General features: G+C 72.8%; 16 protein-coding genes. 9 read left to right on the top strand and 7 right to left on the bottom strand.

The genetic code is table 11. The features are described 5' to 3' along the window. The 4 genes from M2163_RS36100 to M2163_RS36085 all read right to left on the bottom strand — a co-directional run bounded on the left by M2163_RS36100 (position 1) and on the right by M2163_RS36085 (position 6569). Positions 1–1146 (bottom strand): NlpC/P60 family protein, encoded by a 1146-nt coding sequence (locus M2163_RS36100; RefSeq protein WP_280896069.1) that lies wholly within the window; start codon positions 1144–1146, stop codon positions 1–3. Between the two features lie 112 nt (positions 1147–1258). Continuing rightward, positions 1259–1795: a sigma-70 family RNA polymerase sigma factor gene (locus tag M2163_RS36095; RefSeq protein ID WP_280848725.1), complete on the bottom strand. Its 537-nt coding sequence runs from the start codon at positions 1793–1795 to the stop codon at positions 1259–1261. Between the two features lie 134 nt (positions 1796–1929). Further along, the gene (locus M2163_RS36090; RefSeq protein ID WP_280848726.1) at positions 1930–2595 is read right to left on the bottom strand and encodes a M15 family metallopeptidase; all 666 of its coding nucleotides are present in this window, start codon (positions 2593–2595) and stop codon (positions 1930–1932) included. A 773-nt stretch (positions 2596–3368) separates the two neighbouring features. After that, positions 3369–6569, bottom strand: a complete 3201-nt coding sequence (locus M2163_RS36085; protein ID WP_280896068.1) for a BTAD domain-containing putative transcriptional regulator — start codon at positions 6567–6569, stop codon at positions 3369–3371. 472 nt (positions 6570–7041) lie between these two features. Between M2163_RS36085 and M2163_RS36080 the strand changes: the two genes are divergently transcribed. Both M2163_RS36080 and M2163_RS36075 read left to right on the top strand, forming a co-directional pair. Then, the gene (locus M2163_RS36080) at positions 7042–8085 is read left to right on the top strand and encodes a lysylphosphatidylglycerol synthase transmembrane domain-containing protein (RefSeq protein ID WP_280896067.1); all 1044 of its coding nucleotides are present in this window, start codon (positions 7042–7044) and stop codon (positions 8083–8085) included. 69 nt (positions 8086–8154) lie between these two features. Then, positions 8155–11223 (top strand): beta-N-acetylglucosaminidase domain-containing protein, encoded by a 3069-nt coding sequence (locus tag M2163_RS36075; protein ID WP_280896066.1) that lies wholly within the window; start codon positions 8155–8157, stop codon positions 11221–11223. Between the two features lie 116 nt (positions 11224–11339). Here the strand turns inward: M2163_RS36075 and M2163_RS36070 are convergent, their stop codons facing one another. Then, on the bottom strand, positions 11340–12104 hold the full coding sequence (locus M2163_RS36070) for an SIS domain-containing protein (protein ID WP_280896065.1): 765 nt from the start codon (positions 12102–12104) through the stop codon (positions 11340–11342). Positions 12105–12223: 119 nt separating this feature from the next. Between M2163_RS36070 and M2163_RS36065 the strand changes: the two genes are divergently transcribed. From M2163_RS36065 to M2163_RS36040, 6 genes are all read left to right on the top strand, one after another. Then, a complete protein-coding gene (locus M2163_RS36065; RefSeq protein ID WP_280848731.1) occupies positions 12224–13108 on the top strand; it encodes a MurR/RpiR family transcriptional regulator in 885 nt (294 codons plus the stop codon). 110 nt (positions 13109–13218) lie between these two features. Further along, positions 13219–17430, top strand: coding sequence for an NEW3 domain-containing protein (locus M2163_RS36060; protein WP_280896064.1), 4212 nt, complete (start codon positions 13219–13221; stop codon positions 17428–17430). Beyond that, positions 17427–18089 carry a peptidyl-prolyl cis-trans isomerase gene (locus M2163_RS36055; protein ID WP_280896063.1) on the top strand — a complete coding sequence of 221 codons (663 nt, stop codon included), beginning with the start codon at positions 17427–17429 and terminating at the stop codon, positions 18087–18089. The genes M2163_RS36060 and M2163_RS36055 overlap by 4 nt, the downstream gene beginning before the upstream one ends. 117 nt (positions 18090–18206) lie before the next feature. Then, complete coding sequence (locus M2163_RS36050) at positions 18207–19580, top strand: extracellular solute-binding protein (RefSeq protein ID WP_280896062.1); 1374 nt, start codon at positions 18207–18209, stop codon at positions 19578–19580. Positions 19581–19582: 2 nt separating this feature from the next. Beyond that, entirely contained in the window at positions 19583–20596 is a 1014-nt protein-coding gene (locus tag M2163_RS36045; protein WP_280896061.1) for a sugar ABC transporter permease, read from the top strand. Beyond that, on the top strand, positions 20593–21477 hold the full coding sequence (locus tag M2163_RS36040) for a carbohydrate ABC transporter permease (RefSeq protein ID WP_280848735.1): 885 nt from the start codon (positions 20593–20595) through the stop codon (positions 21475–21477). The genes M2163_RS36045 and M2163_RS36040 overlap by 4 nt, the downstream gene beginning before the upstream one ends. On the opposite strand, the gene M2163_RS36035 is transcribed toward M2163_RS36040, so the two are convergent. Both M2163_RS36035 and M2163_RS36030 read right to left on the bottom strand, forming a co-directional pair. Then, positions 21441–23657: a glycoside hydrolase family 3 N-terminal domain-containing protein gene (locus M2163_RS36035; protein WP_280896060.1), complete on the bottom strand. Its 2217-nt coding sequence runs from the start codon at positions 23655–23657 to the stop codon at positions 21441–21443. The genes M2163_RS36040 and M2163_RS36035 overlap by 37 nt on opposite strands. Continuing rightward, complete coding sequence (locus M2163_RS36030) at positions 23654–24730, bottom strand: BadF/BadG/BcrA/BcrD ATPase family protein (protein WP_280896059.1); 1077 nt, start codon at positions 24728–24730, stop codon at positions 23654–23656. The genes M2163_RS36035 and M2163_RS36030 overlap by 4 nt, the downstream gene beginning before the upstream one ends. A gap of 292 nt (positions 24731–25022) precedes the next feature. On the opposite strand from M2163_RS36030, the gene M2163_RS36025 reads away from it, so the two are divergent. Next, a complete protein-coding gene (locus M2163_RS36025; RefSeq protein WP_280896058.1) occupies positions 25023–26057 on the top strand; it encodes a glycosyl hydrolase in 1035 nt (344 codons plus the stop codon). Positions 26058–26073 lie beyond the last annotated feature (16 nt).

Genomic DNA, 26073 nt, shown 5'->3' with positions numbered 1-26073 from the left:
TCAGCAGGTGGCCACGCCGTCCAGCCAGGCCGGGCCCTTGATGTAGATGTTGGTCATCCACGAGCCGTCGGTCAGCTTCGACCAGGCGTCGTTGGTGTAGCCCTCGGCCGTCACCTCCTGGGCGTGCTTCTGGCAGACCACGTTGACCGTGGTCGGCTGGGCGAAGTAGTCGACCACGGCGGCGTTGACGTTGGGCTCGCTGTGGGTGCGCACCCCGGTGCCCCAGGTCTGGAACGCCTTGCTGCCGCCGGTCGGCGGCGGGGTGCTGCTGCCGCCGCAGTCCGGGACGCCGGGCAGCCAGGCCGGGCCCTTGATGTAGATGTTGGTCACCCAGGAGCCGTCGGCGAGCTTGGACCAGGCGTCGTTGGTGTAGCCCTCGGCGGTCACCGTCTCCGCGTGCTGCTGGCACTGGACGGACACCTGGGTCGGGCCGGGGAAGGTGTCGACGACGGCGGAGCCCACGCTGGGCGACCGGTGCGTGCGCACGCCGGTGCCCCAGGTCTCGAAGACCGTGCCGCCGTTGGCGGGCGGCGGGATCGGGGTCCCGGAGCCGTTGATCCGGACCGCACCGGCGTAGTCGCCCCCGGTACGCACGGACGTGACCCTGATGTGGGTGCCCGACTCGTACGCCTCGACCATCTGGCCGCCGCCCAGGTACATGGCCACGTGGTGGATGTGGCCGCTGCCCCAGAACATCAGGTCGCCCGGCAGCAGCGGGGCGGTGCCCTGCCCGGCGGAGAACCGGGCGGCGGCCTGCGGGGTGTGGAACTGGTCGTCGGCCGTGCCGTTGAGCAGGTCCTTGCCGGTGGCCCGGTAGTAGGCGTAGCGCATCAGGCCCGAGCAGTCGAAGCCCTTGCGCTCGCCGTCGTGCAGGCTGTCCGGGTCGGAGCCGTCGTAGAAGCCGTAGCTGGCGCCGGGCGTGGCCGCGTGGCCGCCGCCCCAGCTGTACCAGACGCCGATCTGCGAACAGGCCGCGTCGACGGCGGCCTGCGCGGTGGCCGAGGCGCCGGGCGCGAGGACCCCGCAGTCGGCGTCCGCGGCCGCCGGGGCGGCGTGGGCCGGGGCGGAGAAGAACGCGGTGAGCGCCAGGGCCGAGGCGCCCAGGATCGCGCCGCTGGTCCGGCGGCGCGTGCTGGTGGTGTGCAAGGGACTCTTCCTTCGTCGAGGCGGCGTCAGCGGGATGCCGGCGACGCCGGTGGCAGACACGGTGGGGAACCCGGGTGGCACACCCCACCCCCGTGGGGGTGTGCCACCCGGGTCAGTGGTGGAGGGCGGCACGCATCTTGGCGAGGCCGCGCAGGCGGTTGCGCTGGACCGTGCCGCGGTGGGCGCCGAGGCGCTCCCCGGCCGTGTCGTGGGTGAGTCCCTCCAGGTCCACGAGGATCACCGCGGCGGCCTCCTTCTCGGAGAGCGTGCGCAGCAGCGCGAGCGCCGTGGCGGAGGCCTCGTAGGAGTCGAGTCCGCCGTCCCAGCCGGCTTCCGGCAGCTGGTCCGTGGTGCGTTCGCGGCGCGAGGGGTGCTGCCAGGAGTCGCGCAGCAGGTTGAGGGCGACGGCGCAGGTGTAGGCGTACGGGTGCTGCTGCTGTGTCAGGTTCTGGGAGCGGGCCCGCCGGGAGAGCCGCAGATAGGTCTCCTGGAGCAGGTCGTCGGCGTCGTGCGGATTGCCCGTCAGTGCCAGCAGCCGCCGTCGCAGGCGCGGCATGTCGGCCGTGAAGAACGCGTCGAAGTCCCCCGGGCTCATCCGGTCGTCGGCCTGGCGCGGTGGTGGCGGACAGGTCGTGTGGCTGTGGTGCATGTCGTTCCCCCTTGCGGTGATCCCTTGCGGTGATCCCTTGCGGTGATCCCTGCGGTGATTCCTCCCGGGGCCTCGCGGTGGCCCCTCGCGGTGTGCTCTCGCTGCGGTCCTCGCGGGCCGTTCCGCTCCGGTGGTCAGGCCGGAGGGCGGGGCGGGTCCGCGGGGCCGTAGCGGGCGGCCGGCACGCGGCGCAGCAGGGCCCAGTACCGGTCCCCGTACGACCAGTGCCACCACTCGGTCGGGTAGTTGACGAACCCGGTCGCGGTCAGCACCCGGCCGAGCAGGGCCCGGTACTCGCGCGCCTCGGCGTCGATCCCGGGCGCGTGCGTGCGGCAGGCGCCGGCGCTCTCCTCCGGGGTGGCGTTGACCTCGGTGCCGAGCGGCAGTTCGCGGCCCTCGCGGTCGCACAGGGTCAGGTCGACCGCGCCGCCGCTGACGTGCGGGGCGACCTCCGGCGGCGAGATGTAAGCGCTGGCCAGTTCACGGATCCGCTCGGGAGCCGCGTCCGGGTGGGCCCGTCTCATGGTCGCCGCGTACTGCTCGAAGTACCGGCGCTGGAGGTCGGGCGGCCGGTACCCCTCCACCACCAGCAGCCGGATCCCCGTGGGCAGCAGCCGCTGCGCCCGCACGAGCCGCCGCAGCGCTCCTGCCCGCAGGTGGGCGTAGCTCCCCGCGTCGTCGGCCTGCCGGGAGTCGAGGAGCAACTGCCCCTCCTCCCGCAGGTCGACGAGCGGTTCCCCGCACTCGTCGTGCGTCACCGCGGCCACCCTGGGGTCCGCGAGCGTGATGATGTCTGTCACGGGAAGAGCGTCGCGGGGTCCTCTGCAATTGCTCTGCAGATCGCCTGCAAGCGCCGCCCCTGGGCTCCTGCGCCCCCACCGAGCCCCCCGATCAGACGCACGCGCCTCGCCCCACACCGCTCACCCATACACCCGCACACGCGCACGCAGGCACCCACTGACCTGCACCCGGGCCCGCCCACACAACCACGCACCCGTCACCCGCGCACCCGCGCACCCGCGCCCGCCGACTGCGCACCCGCGCAACCACACGCCTGATCCCGCTGGCCTACGCACCCGCCCGCCCAGGGCCCGCTCAGGCCCGCTGGCCTACGCCCCCGCCCGCCCAGGAGTCCGCTCACGTCCGCTGGCCTACGCCTCCGCCCGCCCAGGAGTCCGCTCAGGCTCGCTGGCCTACGCACCCGCCCGCACGCCCACTCACCCACATACCGGCCCGCGCCCACTCGGCCACACACCCACCCGCTCGCGCCCGCCGACTGCGCACCCACGCACCCGTCGCCCACGCATCCAGGCGCCTGATCCCGCCTACATACCCGCCGCCTGCCCGGATGCCCGCACACACCCACTGGCTCACGCACCCGCCTACCCGGGGCCCGCTCACGCCCGCTGGCCTACGCCCCCGCCCGCACACGCCCACTCACCCGCGCACCCACGTACCCGCCCGCACCCACTCGGCCACGCCCGCGCCCGCCGACTGCGCACCCGCACAACCACGCACCCGCGCACCCGCGCACCCACACCGCTCGCCCACGCCCCACGCAACCACCCCCCGCCTACCCCCGCTCTGAAGCCTCCCGCGCCCCCGTCTCCCTGAAGACGCGCATCGCCTCGGCGCGGGCCCCCTCCGCCGCGCCCGTGTCCCCGGCGGTCTCCCACACCCGCGCCAGGTCCCGCAGTGTCCGCGCCCGCCACAGGCGGAGCCGCAGCGCCTCCCAGAGGGACAGCGACCGCTCCAGCGGGTCCCGTGCGCTCCCGGCGTCACCGGCGGCCAGATGCCACTCGCCCAGCGTCCGCAGCACCAGCGCCTCGCCGAACCTGTCCTGCCGCTCCCGGGCCAGCTCCAGGCACCGCCCGAGCCGCTCGCGCGACGCGTCCAGCCGGCCGAGCCGCAGTTCCACCTTCGCCAGCGACTGCTCCGTGTACATCACGCCGAACGCGTCGTGGAGGTCGGTGAAGGCCCGCAGCGCGTCCCGCAGCAGTCGCTCGGCGTCCGCGTACCGCCCCTGCGCCCGGTCGCACAGGGCCACCGCGCGCACGGTCAGCGCCTCGCCGTGCCGGTCGCCGTCCGCCCGGTACAACTCCCGGGCCTCGGCGAAGGCCTCGCGGGCGGCGGAGTCGTCGCCCTGTTCCCGGTGCACATAGCCGAGGCCGTAGAGCACCCGGGCCCGGGCACCGCGGTCGTCCAGCCGCCCGTACCGCGCGAGCGCCCGGCCGAGCAGCTCCAACGCCTCGGGGTAGAAGGCCTGTTCGCGCCGGGCCGTGGCCATGCCCAGCAGGGCCTGGGCCGCGCCCTGTTCTTCGTCATGATCCTCGAACAGCCGCAGGGCGTCCCGGAAGTAGGCGTACGACTCCTCGAACTCGTCCTGCTCGTAGCGGAGTTGTCCGAGGCCGGTGAGCAGCCAGGCCTCGCCCTCGCCGTCCCCGCTGCGCCGCACCGCCGCCATGGCCGCGGTGTGCGAACGGGACCAGGCGTCGAACTGGTTGTACAGCGCGACCGAACTCGCGATCAGCGCGCCGGCGAGGTCCCGGGCGGCGCGGTCCATCCCGTGGTCGGCGCAGTACTCCACCGCCGCCAGCAGACCGGCCTGTTCGGCGGCGAACCAGGCCGCGGGCCGCGTGAGCAGCTCCTCCTCGGCCTGCGGATCGAGCGGATCGACGGGCCGTACGGCGGCCGGTTCCGGGAAGTACCGGGCGGCACCCCCCGGGCCCCGCGCGGCCGCCTTCTCGGCGAGCCCCAGCCAGCACTCCACGAGCCGCCGCACGGCCGCCGTCCGCTCCTCGGCACTCTCCTCCGACAGACAGCGCTCGCGGGCGTGCTCCCGGGCCAGGTCGTGGATGCGGTAGCGGCCCCGGCCCGTGCCGTCCACGCCGATCACATCGATGAAGTGACAGTCCACCAGCCGCTCGACGGCCTCCTCGGCCTCCTCCGTGCCGATGTCCAGCAGCGGCGCGGCGATCCAGGCCGCGAAGTCGGGCAGGTCGAGCAGGGCCAGCCGGCGCAGGGCGCGCTGTTCCTGCGGGTCGAGGTCGGCGTAGCCCAGTTCGAGGCTGGTGCGCAGCTCCAGGTCCCCGGCGCGCAGTTCGTTGAGCCGGAGCCGCTCGTCGCGCAGTCGGGCGGCGAGCCGGCCGGGCACCCAGTGCGGCCGGGCCGCGAGCCGTGCTCCGGCGATGCGCACGGCGAGCGGCAGCCGCCCGCACAGGGAGACGATCTCGGCGGTCTGTGCCGGCTCCGCGCGCACCCGGTCCGCTCCGGCGACCCGGCGAAGGAGTTCCACGGCCTCCTCCTCGTCGGGGACGGTCAGATCGAGGTGGGCCGCGCCCTCCAGCGCCACCAGCCGGCGCCTGCTGGTGACGAGCACCGCGGAGCCGGGCCCCGGCGGCAGCAGCGGCCGTACGTGGGCCTCGCCGGCGGCGTTGTCGAGGATCAGCAGGATGCGGCGGTGGCCGGTGTACGTGCGGTACAGGCCGGTCAGTTCCTCGACGGAGTTCGGCAGGGCCGCCGGTTCGGCGCCCATGGCGCGCAGCAGCCGGGCGAGGGCGTCGGCGGGTTGCAGCGGGGCGGTGTCGGCGGCCCGCAGGTCCACGAACAGGCGGCCGTCCGGGAAGAGTTCGGCGGTGCGGTGGCCGACGTGGACGGCGAGCGCGGTCTTGCCGGTACCGGAGCGTCCGGAGATCACACCGATCGGCGGGGCGGTGCGGCCGGGTTCGTCGACGCGGCCCAGCAGCGCGACGGCCCAGTCGATCTGGTCCGAGCGGCCGACGAAGTCGGCTATGTCCGGGGGGAGATGGGAGGGGGCGGGCCCGGGGGCCCGCTCGTCGGGTCCGGCGCCGGCGGCCGCCGTGCGGTCCGTGGTGCGCGGCCGGTCCTGCGCAGCGGCGCCGGCCTCCCGTGCGGGGCCGGGCGGCGCGGGATCGTGGGAGCGGGCTCCGGAGCCGGGCGGCGACGGGTCGGGGGAGCGCGTCCCGAGCGGTGAGGAGGCGTACGGCCGGGGGCCGGGGCCCAGCAGTGCGGGGTCGTTGGTGAGGACGGCCTTGTGCAGCGCGCGCAGTTCGGGGCCGGCGTCGATGCCCAGTTCCTCGCGCAGGACCTCGCGGCCCTCCTGGTAGGCGCGCAGGGCGTCGGAGACCCGTCCGGTGCGGAACAGGGCGGTCATCAGCTGGCCGCGCGGCCGTTCCCGCAGGGGGTGGGCGGCGACGTGCGCGAGCAGGGGGGCGATCGTGCGGTCCGCGCGGCCCAGCTCCAGCTGGAGGCCGAAGGACTCCTCCTGGGCGTCCAGCCGCAGTTCGGCCAGCCGGGCCGCCTCGATCCGGGCGAAGGACTGGCCCAGCCCTTCGAGGGCCTCCTGTCCCCGCCACAGCCCCAGCGCCTCGGCCAGCAGCTCCGCGGCCTCGTCCGCGCGGCCCCCTGCGGCCCGGGCCCGGCCCGATGCGAGCAGTTCCTCGAAGCGGCGGGCGTCGACCTGGGAGGCGCCGAGATCGGCGACGTATCCCGGCGGACGGGTGCGGATCACCTCGGCCTCGCCGACGCGGGCCAGAGCGCGGCGCACCGCGGAGACATGGGTGGCGACGAGGGCGCTGGCGGTGGCGGGCGCCTGCTCGTCCCAGACGCAGTCCACGAGCCGCTCCGTGGAGAGCACCTCGCCCAGGTGGACGACGAGTGCGGACAGGACCGCCAGGGGCCTGACCCCGCCGAGCGGGGCGCGCCGGTTCCCCTCCCACACCTCCACCGGACCGAGAAGCCGTACCTGGAGCATCGTTCCCCGATCGCCGTACCGCCCGCCCCACGGATGCGTCTTCGACGATATCGACGGGCGGTGTCCGCGGACGACGGGACAGGGCCGGACCTGGCCGGATCCGGTCAGTCGAGCACGGTACGGAGGTCCCCCGGCGGAGCCCGGCGACAGTGCGGAGGGACGGATTCCCAGGCTGCCGCTCCGGACGGCGGTTGACTGGATTTCGACGGTGCCCAGAACTGCCCCTCACCTGAGGGACGGCCTGGGGCCGGCGCTCGTATGAGTGCTCTGCGAAATTTCCCGCCCGGAGAGGTTCCTGTCGTTTCCGCCTCCCGCCCCACCCCGTGTCGCCCGCCCGCCCGCGCTCCTTCGGCTGCCGGACATTTGAACGTCACACCGAGCGGGAACGTTTCCCTCGTCCCCTCTGCATCGCCTTGCCTCCGTCATGCCCCGTGTCCCGCACGGGGCATGACGCGAAAGGACGACGTGCGCCGTGTCCCTGCTTCCGCTCGAAGGTCCCCCGGGTCCGCTCCCCGCCGCCGCCCCGGCCCCGCTCCCGCTCAGCACCCCGGCCCCCGCTCCCGCCGGTCCCCGCCGCCGCTCCCTGACCCGTCTGTCCCGCCGTCTGCTCACCGTGCTCCCCCTCCTGCTCATCGGTGTCTGGGCGGTGCTGGACTGGCGCGCCCTGTACGACGGCACCGCGCGCCTGGCCTCGGCCGACCCCGGCTGGCTGCTCGTCGGGCTCCTCTACACCTGCCTGGGCTGGATCTCCGCCTCCGTCGTACGGCAGGGCGCGCTGCCCGAACGGCTGCCGTCGGGGCTCCTGGTGGCCTCGCAGTTCGCCGCCGGCGCCGCCAACCACGTCCTGCCGGCGAGCCTCGGCGCCCACGCCGTCACCCTGCGCTTCCTGCAGGGGCAGGGCGTCCCGCTGGCCCGGGCCACCGCCTCGCTCGCCCTGTACGCGCTGGTCAGGCCGATCGCCAAGACGCTCGTCCTGGTCGGCTTCCTGGTCGCGCTGCCCGGTCTGCTGCGGCTCGGCGATCTCGTCCCGGACCGGCGCATGCTGTTCCTGCCCCTGGTGGCCGCGGGCCTCGGACTCGGCGCCACGCTGCTGCTGTTGACCCTGGTCCGCCCACTGCGGCGCCCGGCGGTCAGGTTCGTGCGCACCGCCCTGACCGACGCCCGCCGGCTGCACACCATGCCCAGCCGGATCCTCGCCCTGTGGGGCGGCGCGGCCGCCGCGCCGCTGCTCCAGGCGAGCGTGATCCACGCGGTCGGCGCCTCGCTCGGGGTGACGCTGTCCTGGGCGCAGGTCGCGTTCGCGTACCTCGCCGCGAGCAGCGCGGTCGGGTCCGTGCCCGCGCCCGGCGGTATCGGTCCGGTGGACGCCGCCATGGTCTTCACCCTCGCCGTCTACGGCGTCCCGGTGAGCGTGGGCACGGCGACCCTGATCGGCTACCGCGTCCTGACGGTGTGGCTGCCCCTGCTGCCCGGGGTGCTCTGCATGTCGGCCCTCGTGCACCGGAGGGTGCTGTGAACACCTGGCGCGCTTCCCACCGTCGAAGGCACCATTGAATGATGCATTCAACACTCCTAGCATTCTCAGGTGGATTCATTCATCAGTCTCAGATGCGTGGCCGCCGCCCTGCTGCTGGCGCTCGGCCTCGCGGCCCCGGCGGCCCCCGCCTCGGCCGAGCCCCGGCAGTCCGTGCCCGAGGTGTGGCCGACGCCCCAGGAGATCACCGTCGGGGCCGGCCGGCTCCCCGTCCCCGACCGGGTCGTGGAGGTGCTCGGCCCCGGCACCGATCCCTCCGCCCGCAGGGTCGTGGAGACGGCCCTGCGGGCTGCCGGGGCGCAGCACATCACGACGGTCGACGCCGGTGACCGGCCGCCCCCGTCCGCACTGACCGTCCATCTCGGCGGGCCCGGCGAGAACCCGGCCACCGCCCGGGCCCTGACCCGCCTTCACGCCGCCTCCCCGTCCGGCCTCGCCCCCGGCGGTTACGTCCTGGCCGCCGGACACAGCCACGGCCAGGCCCTGCTGGCCCTGTCCGGCGTCGATGCCACCGGCACCTTCTACGCCGCCCAGACCCTGCGCCAACTCCTGCGCGGTGAGCGCGCGTTGCCCGTGGTCAAGGTGCGCGACTGGCCCACCGCCGCCCTCCGCGGTGTCATCGAGGGGTTCTACGGCACTCCCTGGACGCACGCCGAGCGGCTCGCCCAACTCGACTTCTACGGCCGTACGAAGCAGAACGTCTATGTCTACTCCCCCAAGGACGACGACTACCTGCGCGCCCGCTGGCGGGACGAGTACCCGGCGGCGGCACTGGCGCGGCTGAGGGAACTGGTCGACCGGGCGGACACCGACCACGTCCGCTTCACCTACGCCCTCTCCCCCGGCCTGTCGGTGTGCTACTCCTCCGCCGCCGACGCCGAGGCGCTCACCGCCAAGTTCGACTCCCTGTACGCCATCGGTGTCCGCTCCTTCGCGATCCCGCTGGACGACATCAGCTACACGAAGTGGAACTGCCCCGAGGACGAGCGGGAGTTCGGTACGGGCGGCGGCGCGGCCGGTGCCGCGCAGGCCCGTCTGCTGAACACCGTCTGGAGGGACTTCTCCGCCACGCACCCGGGTCTGGAGCCGCTGGAGACGGTCCCGACCGAGTACTCCGACCTCGCCGACACCCCGTACAAAAAGGCCCTCAGGGAGCGGCTGGACCCGTCCGTGGTCGTGGAGTGGACCGGCGTCGGCGTCATCGCCCCCACCATCACCGCCGACCAGGTGCGACAGGCCCGCGAGGTCTACGGCCATCCGGTCCTGGTCTGGGACAACTACCCGGTCAACGACTACGTGGCCAGCCGCCTCCTGCTGGGCCCGTACACGGGCCGCGAGGCGGGCGTGGCGAGCGCGGCCACCGGCGTGACCGCCAACCCGATGGTTCAGGGCGAGGCGAGCCGGATCGCCCTGTTCACCTCGGCCGCCTGGCTGTGGAACCCGCACGCCTACGACCCGCGGCGGGCCTTCCTCGCCTCGGTACGGGACCTGGCGGGCCCCGGCGCCGCCAAGTGGCTGCGGATCTTCGCCGAGAACAACTACAGCTCACAGCTGGACGCGACCGAGTCCCCGACCCTCACCCGGCTGATCGCCGACTTCCGCACGGCCTACGAGCAGAACAACGGACTCGGCCGGGCGGCGACCCGCCTGAAGTCCTGCTTCACCGCCATGGCCGCCACACCCGCCCAGTTGCGCGCCCGGCTCGACAACCCCGGGTTCCTCGACGAGACCGCCGCCTGGCTCGACAAACTCGGCAGCTACGGCAGTGCGGGCGAGACGGCCGTGGAACTGCTGCTGGCCCACAAGGCCGGCGACACGGACGCGGTCTCCACGTACTGGAAGCAACTCCAGCAGGACCGCAAGAAGTTGGACGCCGTCCCGCAGCAGGTCTCGCCGGGAGTGATGGACCAGTTCCTCTACACGACCGTGCTGGAGAACGCCCCCGACCCCGGCGTGGACGCCGCGTTCTCCCCCGGCGCGATCTCGCTGCGGCCCGGGGCCTCCGCGACGGTCACCCTGAAGCTGTCCGACGCCCGGGCCAGGACGGTCGACTGGAAGCTGGACGTGCCCGAGGGCGTCACCGCCACCCCCTCCGAGGGCACGGCGACGACCCCCGCGTCCGTCACCGTCACCCTCACGGGCCGGACGGAGGGCGTGCACGCGGTCGTGGCCGAAGGCACCGGAATCCTCGACCGGGCACTTCCGGTCCAGGTCACCGACGGCACCGGCACCCCCCGCGCCCTGACGGCGAACTTCAGCGGCGCGTCGGTCAGTTCGATCGACCTCGCCTCCGGCACGACGACCGGCATCGCCGTCGGCGACAACCCGGGCGAGGTGGTGGTGAGCGCGGACGGCCGTACCGCGTACGCGGCCGCCCAGGGCTCGAACACGGTCAGCGTGATCGATGTGGCGCGCGGCGAGGTCACCGCCACGGTCCGCGTGGGCAAGGTTCCCGCGGGACTGGCCCTCACTCCGGACGGTGACACCCTCTGGGTCGCCAACTACACGGACGACACCGTGCAGTCGATCGACACGGCCACCCTGAGGACCGGGACCCCGGTCCCGGTCGGCGACGGCCCCGAGAACATGGCGGTCACCCCCGACGGCAGAGTCCTCTACGTGGCCGACATCCACGACAACACGGTCACTCCCGTCGACCTGACCACCGGCAGGGCCGGTACGGCGATCCCGGTGGGCCCCAGCCCGTTCAACGTGGTGGCGGCCCCCGACGGCAGGACGGTGTACGTCTCCAACTCCGGCGGCTCTACGGTGACTCCGATCGACACGGCGACGAACGAGGCCGAACCGACCTTCCTGGTCTCCGGCCAGGCCTACGGCCTCGCCCTGTCCCCGGACGGCCGCACCCTGTGGGTGAGCCCGAGCAACGGCGACACCGTCACCCCGATCGACACGGCGACCGGCGCACCGGGCAGGCAGGTGACCGTGGGAAGGTCGGCGTTCGACGTGGCCCTGAACTGGGACGGCAGCACGGCGTACGTGACGACGGCCGACGGCAACACCCTGGTCCCCGTGGACACGGCAACGAGCACCACCCGGCCGCCCCTGCCCACCGGCGCGTATCCCCTGGCGGTTGCCCTGACTCCGGTACCTGTCGACTGAGCGAGGTCCCGAACACCCAGGGGCGCGGGGAACTGCGCGACCAGCCCCCACCGGCCGCAAGTTCCCCGCGATACCGCAACCCGCCGACCCGCCGACCCGCCGACCCGCCGAAAAACCTACGTGGCCGTACGCCGGACCCGCCCCGCGTACCGCTTCTCCAGCTCCAGGTTCCCCTCGAACCCACCGGGCACGTTGGCCGAGACATACACCGGCGGCCGCTCACCGGAGGCAAGCAGCAGCCCGGCGGCCTCCGCGACCGCCATCTGCACCAGCATCACCCCGGTCAGCGTGGACAGGGCCCCCACCGCTCCGCCCCCCGGCAGCGAGAGCAACGCGTCCCCGACCGGCGCCGCGTTGTCCAGCACCACGTCCGCCAGGTCCACGAGCTTCTTGCCGCTCGCATGCCCGGCGGGCACCGCTGCCGTGTGGGTGAGGGAGGTGACGGCCAGGACCCTGTGCCCCTGCTCCTTGGCGTGGAGCGCCATCTCCACGATGACGTTGTTGACGCCGGAGTTGGAGATGATCACGAAGAGGTCCCGGGCCTGGGGAGCGGCGAGTTCGTACAGACGCACGGCCACCCCCGGCCGACGCTCCAGAAGCGGGTCGTCGAGCACGCTCGGCGCGTCACCGCCGTAGAGGACCAGGTCGGACATCTGGAGCCGGTTCGTGGGCACCAGGCCGCCCGCCCGGCCGGCGACCTCCAGGACCATCGCCTGGGAGTGGCCGGTGCCGAAGGCATGGATCACCCCGTCGGCGCGGATGCAGTCGACGATCAGCTCGGCGGCGCGGCGCACGTCCTCGCGGGCGGACTCGGTGACGTGACGGAGGACGTCCAGGCTCTGTTCGGCGAAGCCCTGGGCGCTGACTGACTCGACGGACACGCGACACTCCCCACTGATGGATTGAACCACCATACAATCATCCATCGATGAATCAATAAACCATAAGGCGGTCCTGGTATTCAATCAGTGCTTCTAAGGGTGGCTGATACCTTCTTTCCATGCCTCCGACCGACGTCACCACCCTGATCCGCACCGAGCTGCCCCGGCTGGCCGGTTCCCTGCGGAAGGTCGGCGAGCTGATCCTGGAGGATCCGGCCGCCGTCACCCACTGCTCCGCCGCCGAGCTGGGCCGCCGCACCGGAACCTCGCAGGCCACGGTCACCCGGTTCTGCCGCGCCATCGGACTCGACTCCTACCAGCACCTGCTGATCGAACTGGCCCAGGAACGCGGTCGCGGCGAGGTCTCCGACTGGGGCTCGGCCGAGATCGGCCCCGACATCTCGCCGGACGACAGCCTGGAGCGGGTCGTCCAGGTGGTCGGCAGCGCGGACCTGCGCGCGATCCAGCAGACGATCGAACGCATCGACCTGGACGCCCTGGAGCGCGCCGCGCAGGCCCTGGCCAAGGCCCGCCGCATCGATGTGTACGGCGTCGGCGGCAGCGGCGCGGTCGCCCAGGAGACGGAGACGCGGCTGTTCCGCATCGGCTGCCAGGTCCGCGGCTGGACCGAGGTGCACGGCGCCGCCACCTCCGCGGCCCTGCTCACCCCGGCCGACGTGGCCATAGGCATCTCCCACTCGGGCGCCACCCGCGAGACCCTGGAACCCTTCGAGATGGCCAAGGAGCGGGGCGCGACCACCATCGCCATCACCACCGATCCACGCTCCCCGCTGGCCAGGGCCGCCGACATCCGGCTCATCTCCGCCACCTCGGAGACCAGTTTCCGCACCGGCAGCATCGGCGGCCGGCACTCCGTCCTGATGATCGTCGACTGCCTCTACGTCCGGGTCGGCCAGGTCGCCTACCAGCGGGCCAGCGCCTCCCTGGCGCTCACCGACCACATCACCCCGCAGCACGCGGTGAAGGCCCGTCGGTCGCGGTGACCCGACTCGATCTTGCATGGATGAACCACCGAGATAACGCGAACATGGTTGTTTGAATCATCCTCTCGGTGCCAGGATGGGGCTCCCCCGAGTCATCTCGTAGGAGCCCCATGCGCGTCACCGCCGTTGAGTCGACCGAGTTGTTCGTCGGTACAACCGAGCAGCCGCTCCAGGTGGTGGCCGCCACGGTCGAGCACCTCCCGGGCCGCTCGGTCCGCGTCACCGCCGAGGGACGCGGCACCGGGGAGACCGTCGTCACCGTCGGCGCGGACGGCACCGCCCGCGCCGAGATACCCGTGACCGGCAGCGGCGGGCCCATCACGGTGACCGCGGCCGACGGGGGCGAGACCGCGAGCGCGACGGGCGAGTTCACCGTCGCCGAACCCGGCTGGACCATGTTCATGGTCAGCCACTTCCACTACGACCCGGTCTGGTGGAACACCCAGGGCGCCTACACCGAGACCTGGGACGTCGCCGACGACCCGGCCACGACCGGCCTGCCCGCCCGCACCTTCGACTCGCGCGGCCAGTCCGGGATGAGCCTGGTGCGGGCCCACTCCGATCTGGCCCGGCGCGATCCGGCGTACACCTTCGTGCTGGCGGAGGTCGACTACCTCAAGCCGTACTGGAACGCCTTCCCGGAGGAACGCGGCTTTCTGCGGGAGCTGATCCGCACCGGCCGCGTCGAGATCATGGGCGGCACCTACAACGAGCCGAACACCAATCTCACCGGCGCCGAGGCCACCGTACGCAACGCCCTGTACGGCGACGGGTACCAGCGGGCGGTCCTCGGGGCGTCCCCGGAGACGGCCTGGCAGCTGGACGCCTTCGGGCACGACCCGCAGTTCCCGGGGATCATGGCCGACGCGGGGGTCTCCTCCAGCTCGTGGGCGCGCGGGCCCTTCCACCAGTGGGGCCCCACCCTCTCCGTGTTCGGCGAGGAGCCGCGGGACCCGAACCGCATGCAGTTCCCGGCCGAGTTCGACTGGATCGCCCCCTCCGGACGCGGGATCCTCACCGCGTACATGGTCAACCACTACGGCGCCGGCTGGCGGATCGACAACGCGCCCACGCTGCCCGACGCGGAGGCCGAGGCGTTCAAGCTGTTCAAGGGGCTCAAGCAGGTCGCGCTGACCCGCAACGTGCTGCTCCCGGTCGGCGGGGACTACGCGCCGCCGTGCCGCTGGGTCATGGACATCCACCGCGACTGGAACGCCCGTTACGTCTGGCCCAGGTTCGTCTCCGGCGTACCGCGGGACTTCTTCGCCGCCGTCCGCGCCGAGTTGGCGTCCGAGGGACGCAGGGCCTCCCCGCAGACCCGGGACATGAACCCGGTCTACACCGGCAAGGACGTCTCCTACATCGACACCAAGCAGGCCCAGCGGTACGGCGAGACGCTCCTGGCCGACGCGGAGGCCTGGGCGACCCTCGCCTCGCTGGTCACCGGGCACCCCTATCCGGACGCGGCCCTCGACAAGGCCTGGCGGCAGCTGGTCTACGGCGCCCACCACGACGCCATCACGGGCTCGGAGTCCGACCAGGTGTACATCGATCTCCTCACCGGCTGGCGGGAGTTGGCCGACCTCGCCGAGACCGTGCACGCCGACGCGACGAAGGCACTGGCCGACCGGGTGGAGCCGGGCACCGGACCCGACCTGGTGGTCTTCAACTCCGCCACCTGGGAACGCCAGGACGTCCTCACCGTCGAGGACCCGGGGCTGGTCCCCGTCGGCGACGACTTCCAGCCGCTGCCGTCCGTGCGCGAGAAGGACGGCACCCTCCGGGTCGTCGTACCGGGGGTGCCCGGCATGGGCCTCAAGGCCCTGCCTCTGGCGGCCGGTTCGGTCCCCGAGTGGACCACCGGCAAGGGCACGACCATCCGCAACGAGTTCTACGAGGTGACGGTCGACCCGGCTCGCGGCGGCGCGGTGAGCAGTCTCAGGTCCGTCGCCGAGGACCGGGAACTCCTGCCCGCCGGGGACATCGGCAACGAGCTCGTCGTCCAGGAGGAGTTCTCCCGGCACCCGCGCTTCGGCGAGGGCCCCTGGCACCTCACCCCGACCGGCACGACCGCCGCCCGCGGCCGGGACGTCACGGCGGACATCGATGTCGAGCACTCCCCCGCCGGGTCCCGCATCACCGTCCGCGCCGACCTGGGACTCCTCACCTGCACCCAGAAGTTGACCCTGTGGACCGGTGTCGACCGCCTCGACGTCACCACGACGATCGACGGCTACGACGGCGAGGACCGCCTCATCCGGGTCCGCTGGCCCTCCGACGTGCGGGGCGGGCTGCCCGTGCACGAGGTCGCCGACGCGGTGATCGGGCGCGGGTTCGGGTTCGTGGAGGTGAACAGCGAGGAGTTCCCGTGGACCTTGGACAACCCGGCCAACACCTGGTTCGGCCTCGGATCCACGGCCCGGGTGGCGCTGCGCGACGACACCGGCGCACTGCTGGGCCGACGGGCCTTCGGAGTCGCCGAGTTGGTGTACGCCGACTGGGACGTGGCGGGTGAGCTGGGCGCCCCGCTGGCCGCGGCCCTCGTCCGCGCGGGCGTGACCGCCACCTCGGCGATCGCCGGCGGCCCCCGCTACGGCGACCTCGAAGTCGACTCCAACCTTCCCGACATCCGGATCGCCGTGGGCGGCCCCGAGCGCAACTCCCTGGTCGCCGAGGCCCTCGCCATGGACCCCGCCGCCGACCGCGAGCTGCGCCGCCAGGTCGCCGAGCAGGGCGTGGCGGCCGTCTGGGTCGCACCGCGCGCCTCCCTGCGCGAGGAGTGGGTTCCGGGCGCCGACCTGCGGGACCTGGAGCGGCTGCCACTGCTGGTGGTCGCGGGCGCGGACGCTCCGGGGGACGCGAAGGCGGTCGACACGCTGATCGCGGACCTCGATGACTTCACCGTCACGGCCACGGCGGCGGGCGGCGGTGAGGCACTTCCTCCCGGCGACGCCTGGGACGGCCGCGGCTTCGCCGTCCTGAACCGGGGCACGCCCGGCTGCGTGGTCACCACCTCCGGCGACCTCCACATGTCCCTGATGCGCTCCTGCACCGGCTGGCCGTCCGGCATCTGGGTCGATCCGCCCCGCCGCACCACCCCGGACGGCTCGGGCTTCCAGCTCCAGCGCTGGTCGCACACCTTCGAGTACGCGGTCGTCGCGGGCGAGGGCGACTGGCGGGACCTGCAACTACCGGCACGGGGGCACGAGTTCAACCACCCCCTCACGGCCCGGACACGCACCGACGGCGGGTCCGCGCTCCTGCCCCGCACGGCCTCCCTGCTGGAGGTGGAACCGGCCCGGGAGGTGCTCCTGGACGCCCTCAAGCCGCTCGGCTCCCCGCTGGCCAGGGGCAGCGCGGCTCCCGTGGATCCGGGACGCGGGGTCGTCGTCCGCGTCCACGAGGTGAACGGCAGGCCGGTCCGGGCACGGGTCCGCGGGCCGGTCACCTGGACCGAGGGCGCCCGGGCGGACGTACTGGAACGGCCCGGGGCGCCGCTGACACCGGACGGCGAGGGCGCCCTGGAGACAGCGCTGTCCGGCTTCGAGGTGGCCACGGTCCTGGCCGCACCGCCCCAGGCACCCGAGCCGACGGCCGACCCCGGCGTGGCCGCCCGCGAACCCGCCCAGCCGGTCCACACCCGCTACTGGCTGCACAACTCCGGGCCCGCCCCGCGCGGCAACATGCCGGTGTCCGTCTTCCTCTCCCCCACCGCGCTCACCGTGACCGGCCCGGTCACCGCGACGGTCCGGATCGGCTCCGAGTTCACGGACTCCTCGGCGAACGGCACGGTGGTCCTCGGGGTGCCGCCCGGCTGGTCCGCCGAGCCCCCCGAACTGCCGTACGCGCTGGGCCCCCGCGGCTTCTCGCTGGCCGAGGTCACCGTGACCCCGCCGGCGGACGCCGAGCCCGGCCGGCACTGGCTCACGGCCCGGCTGTCGTACGGCGGCCAGACCTACGAGGACGTCGTGGGCCTCGACGTACCAGGCGGACCGCCCGCGGGGCAGGGCCTGGTGTGCGACCTGGCCGCCGACCGGATCACCGTACGCAGGGGTGAGCGGGCTCAGGTTCCGGTGAGCCTGCGCAACACCACCCGGGGACCGGTCGGCGGCCAGCTCTGGGCGGTGTCGTCCTGGGGCACCTGGCAGGGCGTGACACCCGGCCTCCAGGGCTTCACGGTGCCGGGCGGGGAGCACCGGGAGTCCGTGATCGAGGTGGACGGCTCACGGATTCCTGCGGGCACGTACTGGCTGTTGGTCAAGGCCGCGTGGAACGGCCAGGTGGCGTACACGAGAGCGATCCCCCTGGAGGTGACCTCGTGAACCCGGAACACGCGGCGCTGATAGACGGCGAACCACTACCGGCAGAACGGGTGAACACCTTCCTGGAAGCGCCCCACAGGGGCGCGGGGAACTGCGCGACCAGCCACGACGAACCCGCACCCGCCGCAGGCCGGACGGAACCCCCCTCCGTCGCGAGACAAAGACGCCGCTGGGCCACTCAAGTGATCGTCATCGACGAACTCGCCCGAAGGGCGTGCGTGGACCGAGGTCTGAACCCACCGCCGGAAGTCACCCCGGCCAAGGCCCTCACCCTGGCCGAATCCGACATAGCGGACCTCGGCAGCATCGTCGCCGCGGCCCTCGCCCACTCCCCCGCCGCCCGCACCCTCCTGGCCGCCCTGGAAGCCGAACAGACGGTTCCGGAAACCGCCGTACGGGACTACTACGACCGCAACCAGGACCGCTTCCTCACCCCGCAGGCGCTGAGGCGAGGCGTCAGCCCCTTCGACGGAGCGGCCCCGGAAGACGTGTTGCCGTACGACGAGGTCCGCCAGGGCATCGCACACGAGCTCCGCACCGCGGCCGGCCGTCAGGCATTCTTCGGCTGGTTGGACCAGGCGCGCGCCGGCGTGAAGTACTCCCACGGGCACGAACACCCGGGCGATCCTTCACATCCGGATCACGAACACCGTCACTGATCTCGTACGGAACCTAAACGCAACACAGCAAACCATTGACCTCCGATGAATTCTGGTCCACCTTTTCATCAATCGGAGTCGGAGTTGGTTCATTGAACCAGCCGTGGAGGGCATCACATGCGCGCAAAGAGACTGACCCGCACCCTGACCTGTGTCGCCGTTCTGTCGCTCGCGGCCACCGGCTGCGGCCTCAGCGGCGGCTCCGACAGCGGTGACGCCACCGCCGGCGGCTGCAAGGTCGACAAGGGCAACGTCGGGTCGGGCAGGCTGACCGGGGACGTCAAGGGCACGATCACCTTCCAGACCACCAACTTGAAGAAAGACTTCGGCGGGTTCTTCAACGGAGTGATCGCCGACTTCCAGAAGGCCCACCCCGGCACCAAGGTCAAGTGGATCGACGACCCCGGCGACAACACCTTCACCAGCCGCACCGTCGCCGACGCCCAGGCCTGCACGATGGCCGACGTCATCAACGTCAACGCGCCCACGGCCACCGCCCTCACCAAGGCCGGCTACCTGCTCGACATCGGCACCAAGGACCCGGACGCCGCCCAGCCCTTCGTCCCGTCCTTCTGGAAGACCGCCACCTTCGCGGACGCCTCCGGCAAGGCGATCCACACCACGCTGCCCTGGTACACCGGCGGTGTCCTCCTGACGTACAACAAGGACCTGCTGGCCAAGTCCGGTGTCGACCCGGCGAAGCCGCCGACGAGCATCTTCGGGCTCTTCGCCGACTACGAGAAGGTCGCCAAGGCCGCCGACGGCAAGTGGTTCGCGACGATGGCCAACCCGGTCTGGCGCATCCCCGCCGACTTCGACCAGATGGGCATCAAGGTCCTGTCCGCCGACGGCAAGTCCGCCGTGTTCGGCGACGACCCGCGCACCACCCAGTGGGTCGCGTGGATGGCGAAGCTGTACAAGGAGGGCGCGATGCCGAAGGACTCGCTGTCCTCCAGCAACGACCCCTCCACCCTCTACAGCCAGGGCAAGGTCGCCTACGGCTCGACGAACCCGAGCTTCGTGCGGTTCGTGAAGCAGAACAGCCCGTCGGTGTACGACAGGACGGCCGTCGGCCAGCAGCCCTACGACGCGCTCGGCCGTGCCTCCGCAGGCGCCCCGCAGTACATCTCGGTCGCCGCGACCAGCAAGAACGCGCCCACGGCCCTGTCCTTCGCGGAGTTCCTGACCAACGCCGAGAACCAGACCGCCTGGTGCAAGGACCCCGACGTGGTGATCTTCCCGACCACCACGAAGTCGCTGGACGATCCCTTCTTCCAGAACGTCACCGGCAGCGACCCGTTCTCCCGGGCCCGCAAGCTCGTCGCCGACCAGCTCAAGACGGCCGACACCAACCAGACCAACCTCTCCCCCGCCGTGCAGAACGCGATCGTGTCCCAGGTGCAGCTGGCCATGCAGGGCAAGAAGAGCCCGGCGGACGCCGTCAAGGACGCCCAGGAGAAGGCGAACGAGCTGCTGAAGCAGGGCAGCTGACGGTGACGGCACAGATCACACAGCCGGTGTCCGGCGTGGAGCCCCTGACCTCCGCGCCGGGCCCGGCCCCGTCCCGCCTCCGCCGGCTCGCCAGGGCCGTACTGCCCGGTCCCGCTCCCGGGGCCAACGGGGCCGCCATGTACCGCCGTTGGTGGCTGCCGTGGCTGTGGACCGCGCCCGCGATCGGATGCGCGGTGGTCTTCGGGGTGTTCCCGTTCCTCAACACGGTCCTGCTGTCGTTCACCGACGCCAAGCCGCTGGGCGGCGCCGCGGGTTTCGTCGGGCTCGACAACTACACGCGGATGCTCCAGGACGACGACTTCTGGCTCGCCACCCGCAACAGCGTCCTGTACGCGGTGATCGTCGTACCGCTGATGGTGCTGCTGCCCCTGATGCTGGCCGTCCTGGTGGAGAAGAACCTGCCCGGCATCGGGTTCTTCCGCTCCGCCTTCTACACCCCGGTGCTCGCCTCCAGCGTGGTCGTCGGTCTGAGCTGGCAGTGGCTGCTCGCCGACGACGGCCTGGTCAACACCTGGCTGGAGAAGGCCCACTTGATCAGGTCGGCCATCCCCTTCCTCTCCGACTCCTGGCTGATCCTGCTGTCCGCGATGGGCCTGACCCTGTGGAAGGGCCTCGGCTGGTACATGGTCTTCTACCTCGCCGCCCTCGGGAACGTGCCCAAGGAGCTGCACGAGGCCGCGCAGATGGACGGCGCCGGTGCCGTGCGCCGCTTCTGGCACATCACGGTCCCCGGAGTCCGGCAGGCCATGATGCTCGTCGGCACCCTCACCGGCATCGGCTCGCTGAGGGTCTTCACCGAGATCTACATGCTCGGCAGCTCCACCGGCGGCCCCGGCGGCGCCGACCGCACCCTGCCGTTCTACATCCGGGACGTCGGCCTGGACCCGATCACCGGCAACGCGGGATACGGCTCGGCCGTGAGCGTGGCCCTGTTCGCGCTGACGCTGGGGCTGACCCTGCTGGCACAGCGTCTGACCAAGGAGGACGAGTCATGACGACGAGTGCCGTCGGCACCAAGGGCCGTCGCCTGCTGCCGCGTTGGCGGGACTACGGCCGTCCGCGCGAGCTGGTCGTGCGCTATCTGCTCCTCCTCCTGGTGCTCGGTCTCACCGTGGGGCCCCTGCTGTGGCAGCTGCTGGCCTCCCTGAAGGGGGTGAGCGAGGACGTCTTCGGCGCGGACGCCACCCTGCTGCCGCACCATCCGACACTGCGCGCCTACCGCACCGTCTTCGACCAGGTGCCGGTGTGGTCGTACATCAGGAACAGCCTGATCGTGGTGGCCCTGTCGATCACCAGCCAGCTGGTCTTCTCCACGACGGCCGGCTACATGCTCTCCAAGCCCGCCTGGAAGGGCCGCAAGGCGGTCTGGGTGGTGCTGGTCGCCTCGATGATGTTCCCCTTCGAGTCGATCATGGTGTCGCTGTTCATCAGCATCCGCGACCTGGGCCTGGTCGACAGCCTCGCCGGTGTGTGGCTGCCCGGCTTCGTCGGCGCCATCAACGTCCTGCTCATGCGCGGCGCGTTCCTCGCGGTCCCGCGCGAGATCGAGGACTCGGCGATGCTCGACGGCGCGAACGAGTGGCAGCGCTTCCGGTACCTGTACCTGCCGTCCGCGTGGGGTGCGATCATGGTGGTCGTCATCAACACCTTCATCAGCGCCTGGGACGACTTCCTGTGGCCGCTGATCGTGCTGCGCTCCGAGAGCAACATGACGCTCACGCTGGGGCTCTCCCGCCTCCAGAGCTCGTCGTTCGGCTACGACCAGCGGATGGTCATGGCCGGTTCGGTGATCTCCGTGATCCCGGTGCTGGTGCTGTTCGTGATCACCCAGCGGTGGTTCTACAAGGGCGTCTCGTCGGGCGCCGTGAAGCTGTGACCCTTCACGGCGAGCGCCTGCGCGGCTGACGCGGCGACCCTGATCTCGACCGTGCCGGTGACGCCTTCGAGAGGCAGGGTCACCGTACGGCGCTGCCCCGGAGCAAGGCCCACACCCTCGAACGCGCACAGTTCGAGGGTGCGCGGCCAGGTGGGGGTGATCAGACGGCGGAGATAGACCTGTACGACACAACGGCCGTATCGCTGACCGGTGTTGGTGACATCGACGCTGAGGCTTGTGCCGGTGAGTGCGGGCTCGGTCCAGTCGAAGTCCGTGTACGACAGCCCGTGCCCGAAGGAGTACGCGGGCTCGGCGCTCTCGTCCACGTAACCGCCGTACTCGGTGTCCTTGTGGTTGTAGTAGACGGGGAGTTGGGCCGCCGAGCGCGGGACGGAGACGGGCAGCCGGCCGGCCGGTTCGGCGAGCCCGAGCAGCACCTCGGCGATCGCGTCACCGCCCCAGGGGCCGGGGTACCAGGCCGTGAGCAGCGCGGGCGCCGTGTCCGGCACGACGTGCGGGCGCCCCTGCACCAGCACCACCGCTATCGGAGTGCCCGTCGCCAGGACGGCGTCCAGCAATGCGTACTGGGCTGCCCCGAGACGCAGTCCGGCCAGGTCGACCCCCTCGCCGCAGGTCATCTCGGAGACGGCCCTGAGCGCGGCCCCGTTGGCGTCGAACTCGGTGTCCGGCGTACGGGCGCTGCTGCCGCCGAGGACCAGCACGGCGAGGTCGGACGCGGCGGCCGCGGCGATCGCCGCCGGGATGCCGGAGAGGTCCCCGCCGGTGAGGGTGCAGCCGGGGGCGTGCCGGATGTCGAGGCCGGGCGGGGCGAGCCGACGCAGGGCGTCGAGGACGCTGCTGCCGGTGCCGGGGCGCTGTGGGGCCGTGTAGTCACCGAACTGGTGGGCGGTGGTGGCGGCTTGGGGCCCGAGCACAGCGATGCGTGAGACGTGTCCGCCGATGGGCAGCACGCCGTCGTTGCGCAGCAGGGTGACGGCGGTCCGGGCGACGTCCCGGCTGAGCTCCGCTCCCCCGGCCGGCGGGCGGACCGTGCCGCCCTGCCGTTCGAACAGCCCCAGCCGGAACTTGAGGCGCAGGACGCGGGCGACGGCCGCGTCGAGGACGGCCTCCGTGACGAGCCCCCGTTCGACCGCCTCTTCCAGGTGTGTGAAGCCCTCGTCCCAAAGGCTCAGATCGACACCGGAGTTGAGTGCGAGCGCGCCCGCGGAGACCTTGTCGCCGGTGATCCGGGCCAGCCGGTCGACGGCGAGGCCGTCCGCCATGACGAGTCCGTCGAAGCCCCACTCCTCGCGCAACAGGCCGGTGAGCAGGGCGCGGTTGCCGGAGCAGGGCAGGCCGTCGACCTCGTTGTACGCGGCCATGACGGCGGCGGCACCGGCCCGCAGGCCCGCCCGGGCGGCGGGGAGGTGGATCTCGCGCAGCTCACGCCGGCCCAGCTCGGACTCGGCGGAGTTGCGGCCGCCGACGGTGGCACCCTGCCCCGCGAAGTGCTTGAGCACGACGGGGGCCTTGTCGGCGGCGAACCGACAGTCCGGGGACGCGCCCTGCATCCCCCGCACCAGCGCCTCGGTCAGCCGGCCCGCCAGGTACGGGTCCTCGCCGAAGCACTCCTCGGTACGGCCCCAGCGGGGGTCGCGGACGATGTCGAGCGCCGAGACGAGGGCCACGTGGCCGCCCCGGGCGCGCAGTTCGGCGGCGGCATGGGCGGCGGCGCGCTCGTACAGGGCGGGGTCCCAGGTGGCGCCGACGGCGAGGTTGACCGGGAGGACCGTGCCGTCGAGGGCCATGAGACCGTGCGGGACCTCCTCGACGAACAGCGCGGGGATGCCGAGCCGGCTCCGGTCCACGACATGGCGCTGGACCAGCTCGGCGAGAGCGGCTCCGTCCTGCGCGCCGGGCCCGTACCCGTGGTCCACACCCGACCAGGCGTCGGCGCGCTGGAGGCCGTACAGGGCGCCGAGTCCCTCGAAGCGGTCGGTCTCGGCGTACAGGACCTCGGTGAGCTCGAAGCCACCGTCCGGGGTGCGGCGATAGGCGTCCCAGCCGTACATCCGCTGGTTGAGCTGGCCGACCTTCTCGCGCAGGGTCATCCGGGCGAGGAGGTCGCGGACGCGGGCGTCGGTCGGGGCGGTGGGATCGCGGTACACGGCATCGCTCATGACGGGCGCGCCAGCCGTGCGAGGGCGACCGCGCCGGGGCGGCCGTCGGCGACCCAGTCCAGGCTCAGGCCGTGCGCGTGGAGCCGCTCGGACAGCGGGGCGGTGAGCGGCCCCTCGGGACCGAGGAGCCCGCCCGTGGCGACGATCCGCTCCCCGGGACGCGGTTCCAGCGCCCGTACGGTCTCCAGCAGGTGGTCGGCCGCCTCGCTCAGGATCGCCCCGGCCACGGCGTCCTTCCCGGCGGCCGCCTCGGCGACCAGCGGGGCGAAACGGGCCAGCCGGATCGGCGGATCGGCCATGACGGCGGGCAGCAGGCGGCGGCGGAAGTCCTCACGCCGGGCGCGTTCCCAGCCGGGGACGCCGGTGGGGTGGGACGGGGTGTCGCTCGGGAGGGCGGGGCCGCCACGGTCGTAGGAAGGGATCGCGCCCTTCGGGAGGATGTCGAGGGGCAGGTCCAGGGCGCGGCCGACCCAGCCGGCGAGGACCGTCGGGCGGCCGCGGCCGTCGGCCATGCGCAGGGCGGCGCGGACCGCGCTGCGGCCGATCCAGAAGCCGCTGCCCTCGTCGCCGAGGAGCCAGCCGTCGCCGTCGACCGTGGTCGTGGCGTGCCGGCCGGTGATCCGCATGGCGACCGCGCCGGTCCCCGCGACCAGGGCGAGGCCGTCGGAGGGGGTGCCCGGGGCGGCGGCGAAGGCGGCCTCGATGTCGCTGCACACGCCGACCCGGTCGGCCGGGATGCCCAGGCGGCGCAGGGCCCCGGTGAGGGCGGTACGGGCCCGGCCGGTGCCGGGGTCGTCCTCGGAGGCCGCCGTGGCGCCCGCGAAACCGCCGGTCACGGCGACGACCCGGGCGCGCGCCTCCTCGGGCACCACCCGGGCGAGCGCCTCGGCGAGGTGGTCGGTGAGCTGCGGGAGCGGGACGGTCATGGCGTTGCCCGGCCCGCCGGTGCTCTCACCCAGCACCCGGCCGTCGTCGGCGGCGGCGAGGACCGCGCGGGTGCGGGTGCCGCCGGCGTCGAGGCCGACGACCAGGTCGCGCCCCTCGCGAGATTCGTGGTTCAAATCATTACCCATCGATGACTATGGTGATTGATACATTCGCGCAGGACAAGAGCAGAACCCGGGCAGAACACGAGCCGGACCGCGGTCGGACCGGGCCGAACCCGAGGAGGATCCCATTCCCACGCTCCGCTTCGGCGTCAACTACACGCCCCGCCACGGCTGGTTCCACGCCTGGCACGACTTCGACCCGGCCCGCACCCGCGAGGACCTGGCCCAGATAGCCGGGCTCGGTCTCGACCACGTCCGGGTCTTCCACCTCTGGCCGCTCCTGCAACCCAACCGCACGCTGATCCGCACCACCGCCGTGGACCAGCTCGTGCAGCTGGCCGACCTGGCAGCCGAGGCGGGCCTCGACGTCCTGGTGGACGGCGTGCAGGGCCACCTGTCGAGCTTCGACTTCTACCCGGAGTGGACCCGCAGCTGGCACCACCGCAACGTCTTCACCGACCCGGAGGCCGTCGCCGCCCAGGCGGACCTGCTGCGCACCCTCGGCCGCGCCCTCGCCGGCCGCCCGAACCTCATCGGCCTCCAGCTGGGCAACGAGCTCAACAACCTGATCGAGCACAACCCGGCGACGGCGGCGGAGATCGACCGCTACCTGGACGCGCTGCTGGCCGCCGCCCGGGAGGGCCTCGGCACGGGCGGCGGTCTGGTGACGCACTCGGCGTACGACGCGGCCTGGTACGGCGACGACCACCCCTTCACCCCGCAGGCCTCGGCCCGCAAGGGCGACGTCACCACCGTCCACCCCTGGGTCTTCTCCGGCGGCTGCGCGAGCCGCTACGGCCCTCGTTCACCCCAGGTCCTGCACCTCGCCGAGTACGGCACGGAACTCGCCAAGGCCTACGCCGAGGACCCCTCCCGCCCGGTCTGGGTCCAGGAGACGGGCGCCCCCGAGCCCCACATCCCGGCCGCCGACGCCCCGCACTTCGCCCGCGAGACGATCCTGAACGCGTCGGGCTGCGCGGACCTGTGGGGCGTGACGTGGTGGTGCTCCCACGACGTGGACCGCTCTCTCGCGGACTTCCCGGAGCTGGAGTACACGCTCGGACTGTTCGACGCGCAGGGGCGGCCCAAGCCGATCGCGGAGGCCGTGGCGGCGACGGTGGCGGAACTCCGGGCCACCCCGCTGACAGCCCTCCCCCGCGACACGGCCCTGGTTCTGGACTGCACCCCGTCCACCCGGTCGGTGTCGGGCCCCGGCGGGGCGTACTTCGAGGAGTGGATGCGGCTGCGTCAGCAGGGGGTGCGGCCGGCGGTGGTCCTGGCGGAGCGGGCGGAGGACGAGGGGCATCTGGCGGCGCGCGGCATCAAGAAGGTGATCGGTGAGGGCTTCTAGGGGCGCGGGGAACTGC

Origin of the sequence: Streptomyces sp. SAI-135, from assembly GCF_029893805.1 — a bacterium.
GTDB lineage: Bacteria > Actinomycetota > Actinomycetes > Streptomycetales > Streptomycetaceae > Streptomyces.
The sequence above is the reverse complement of the archived record's forward strand: the minus strand, read 5'-3'. Positions and strand labels throughout refer to the sequence as shown.

Excerpts from the sequence above, each read along its gene's own strand:
- M2163_RS36030 (WP_280896059.1), bottom strand. The coding sequence starts at position 24,730 with ATGGGTAATGATTTGAACCACGAATCTCGCGAGGGGCGCGACCTGGTC.
- M2163_RS36040 (WP_280848735.1), top strand. The coding sequence starts at position 20,593 with ATGACGACGAGTGCCGTCGGCACCAAGGGCCGTCGCCTGCTGCCGCGT.
- M2163_RS36065 (WP_280848731.1), top strand. The coding sequence starts at position 12,224 with ATGCCTCCGACCGACGTCACCACCCTGATCCGCACCGAGCTGCCCCGG.
- M2163_RS36085 (WP_280896068.1), bottom strand. The coding sequence starts at position 6,569 with ATGCTCCAGGTACGGCTTCTCGGTCCGGTGGAGGTGTGGGAGGGGAAC.
- M2163_RS36050 (WP_280896062.1), top strand. The coding sequence starts at position 18,207 with ATGCGCGCAAAGAGACTGACCCGCACCCTGACCTGTGTCGCCGTTCTG.
- M2163_RS36060 (WP_280896064.1), top strand. The coding sequence starts at position 13,219 with ATGCGCGTCACCGCCGTTGAGTCGACCGAGTTGTTCGTCGGTACAACC.
- M2163_RS36095 (WP_280848725.1), bottom strand. The coding sequence starts at position 1,795 with ATGCACCACAGCCACACGACCTGTCCGCCACCACCGCGCCAGGCCGAC.
- M2163_RS36035 (WP_280896060.1), bottom strand. The coding sequence starts at position 23,657 with ATGAGCGATGCCGTGTACCGCGATCCCACCGCCCCGACCGACGCCCGC.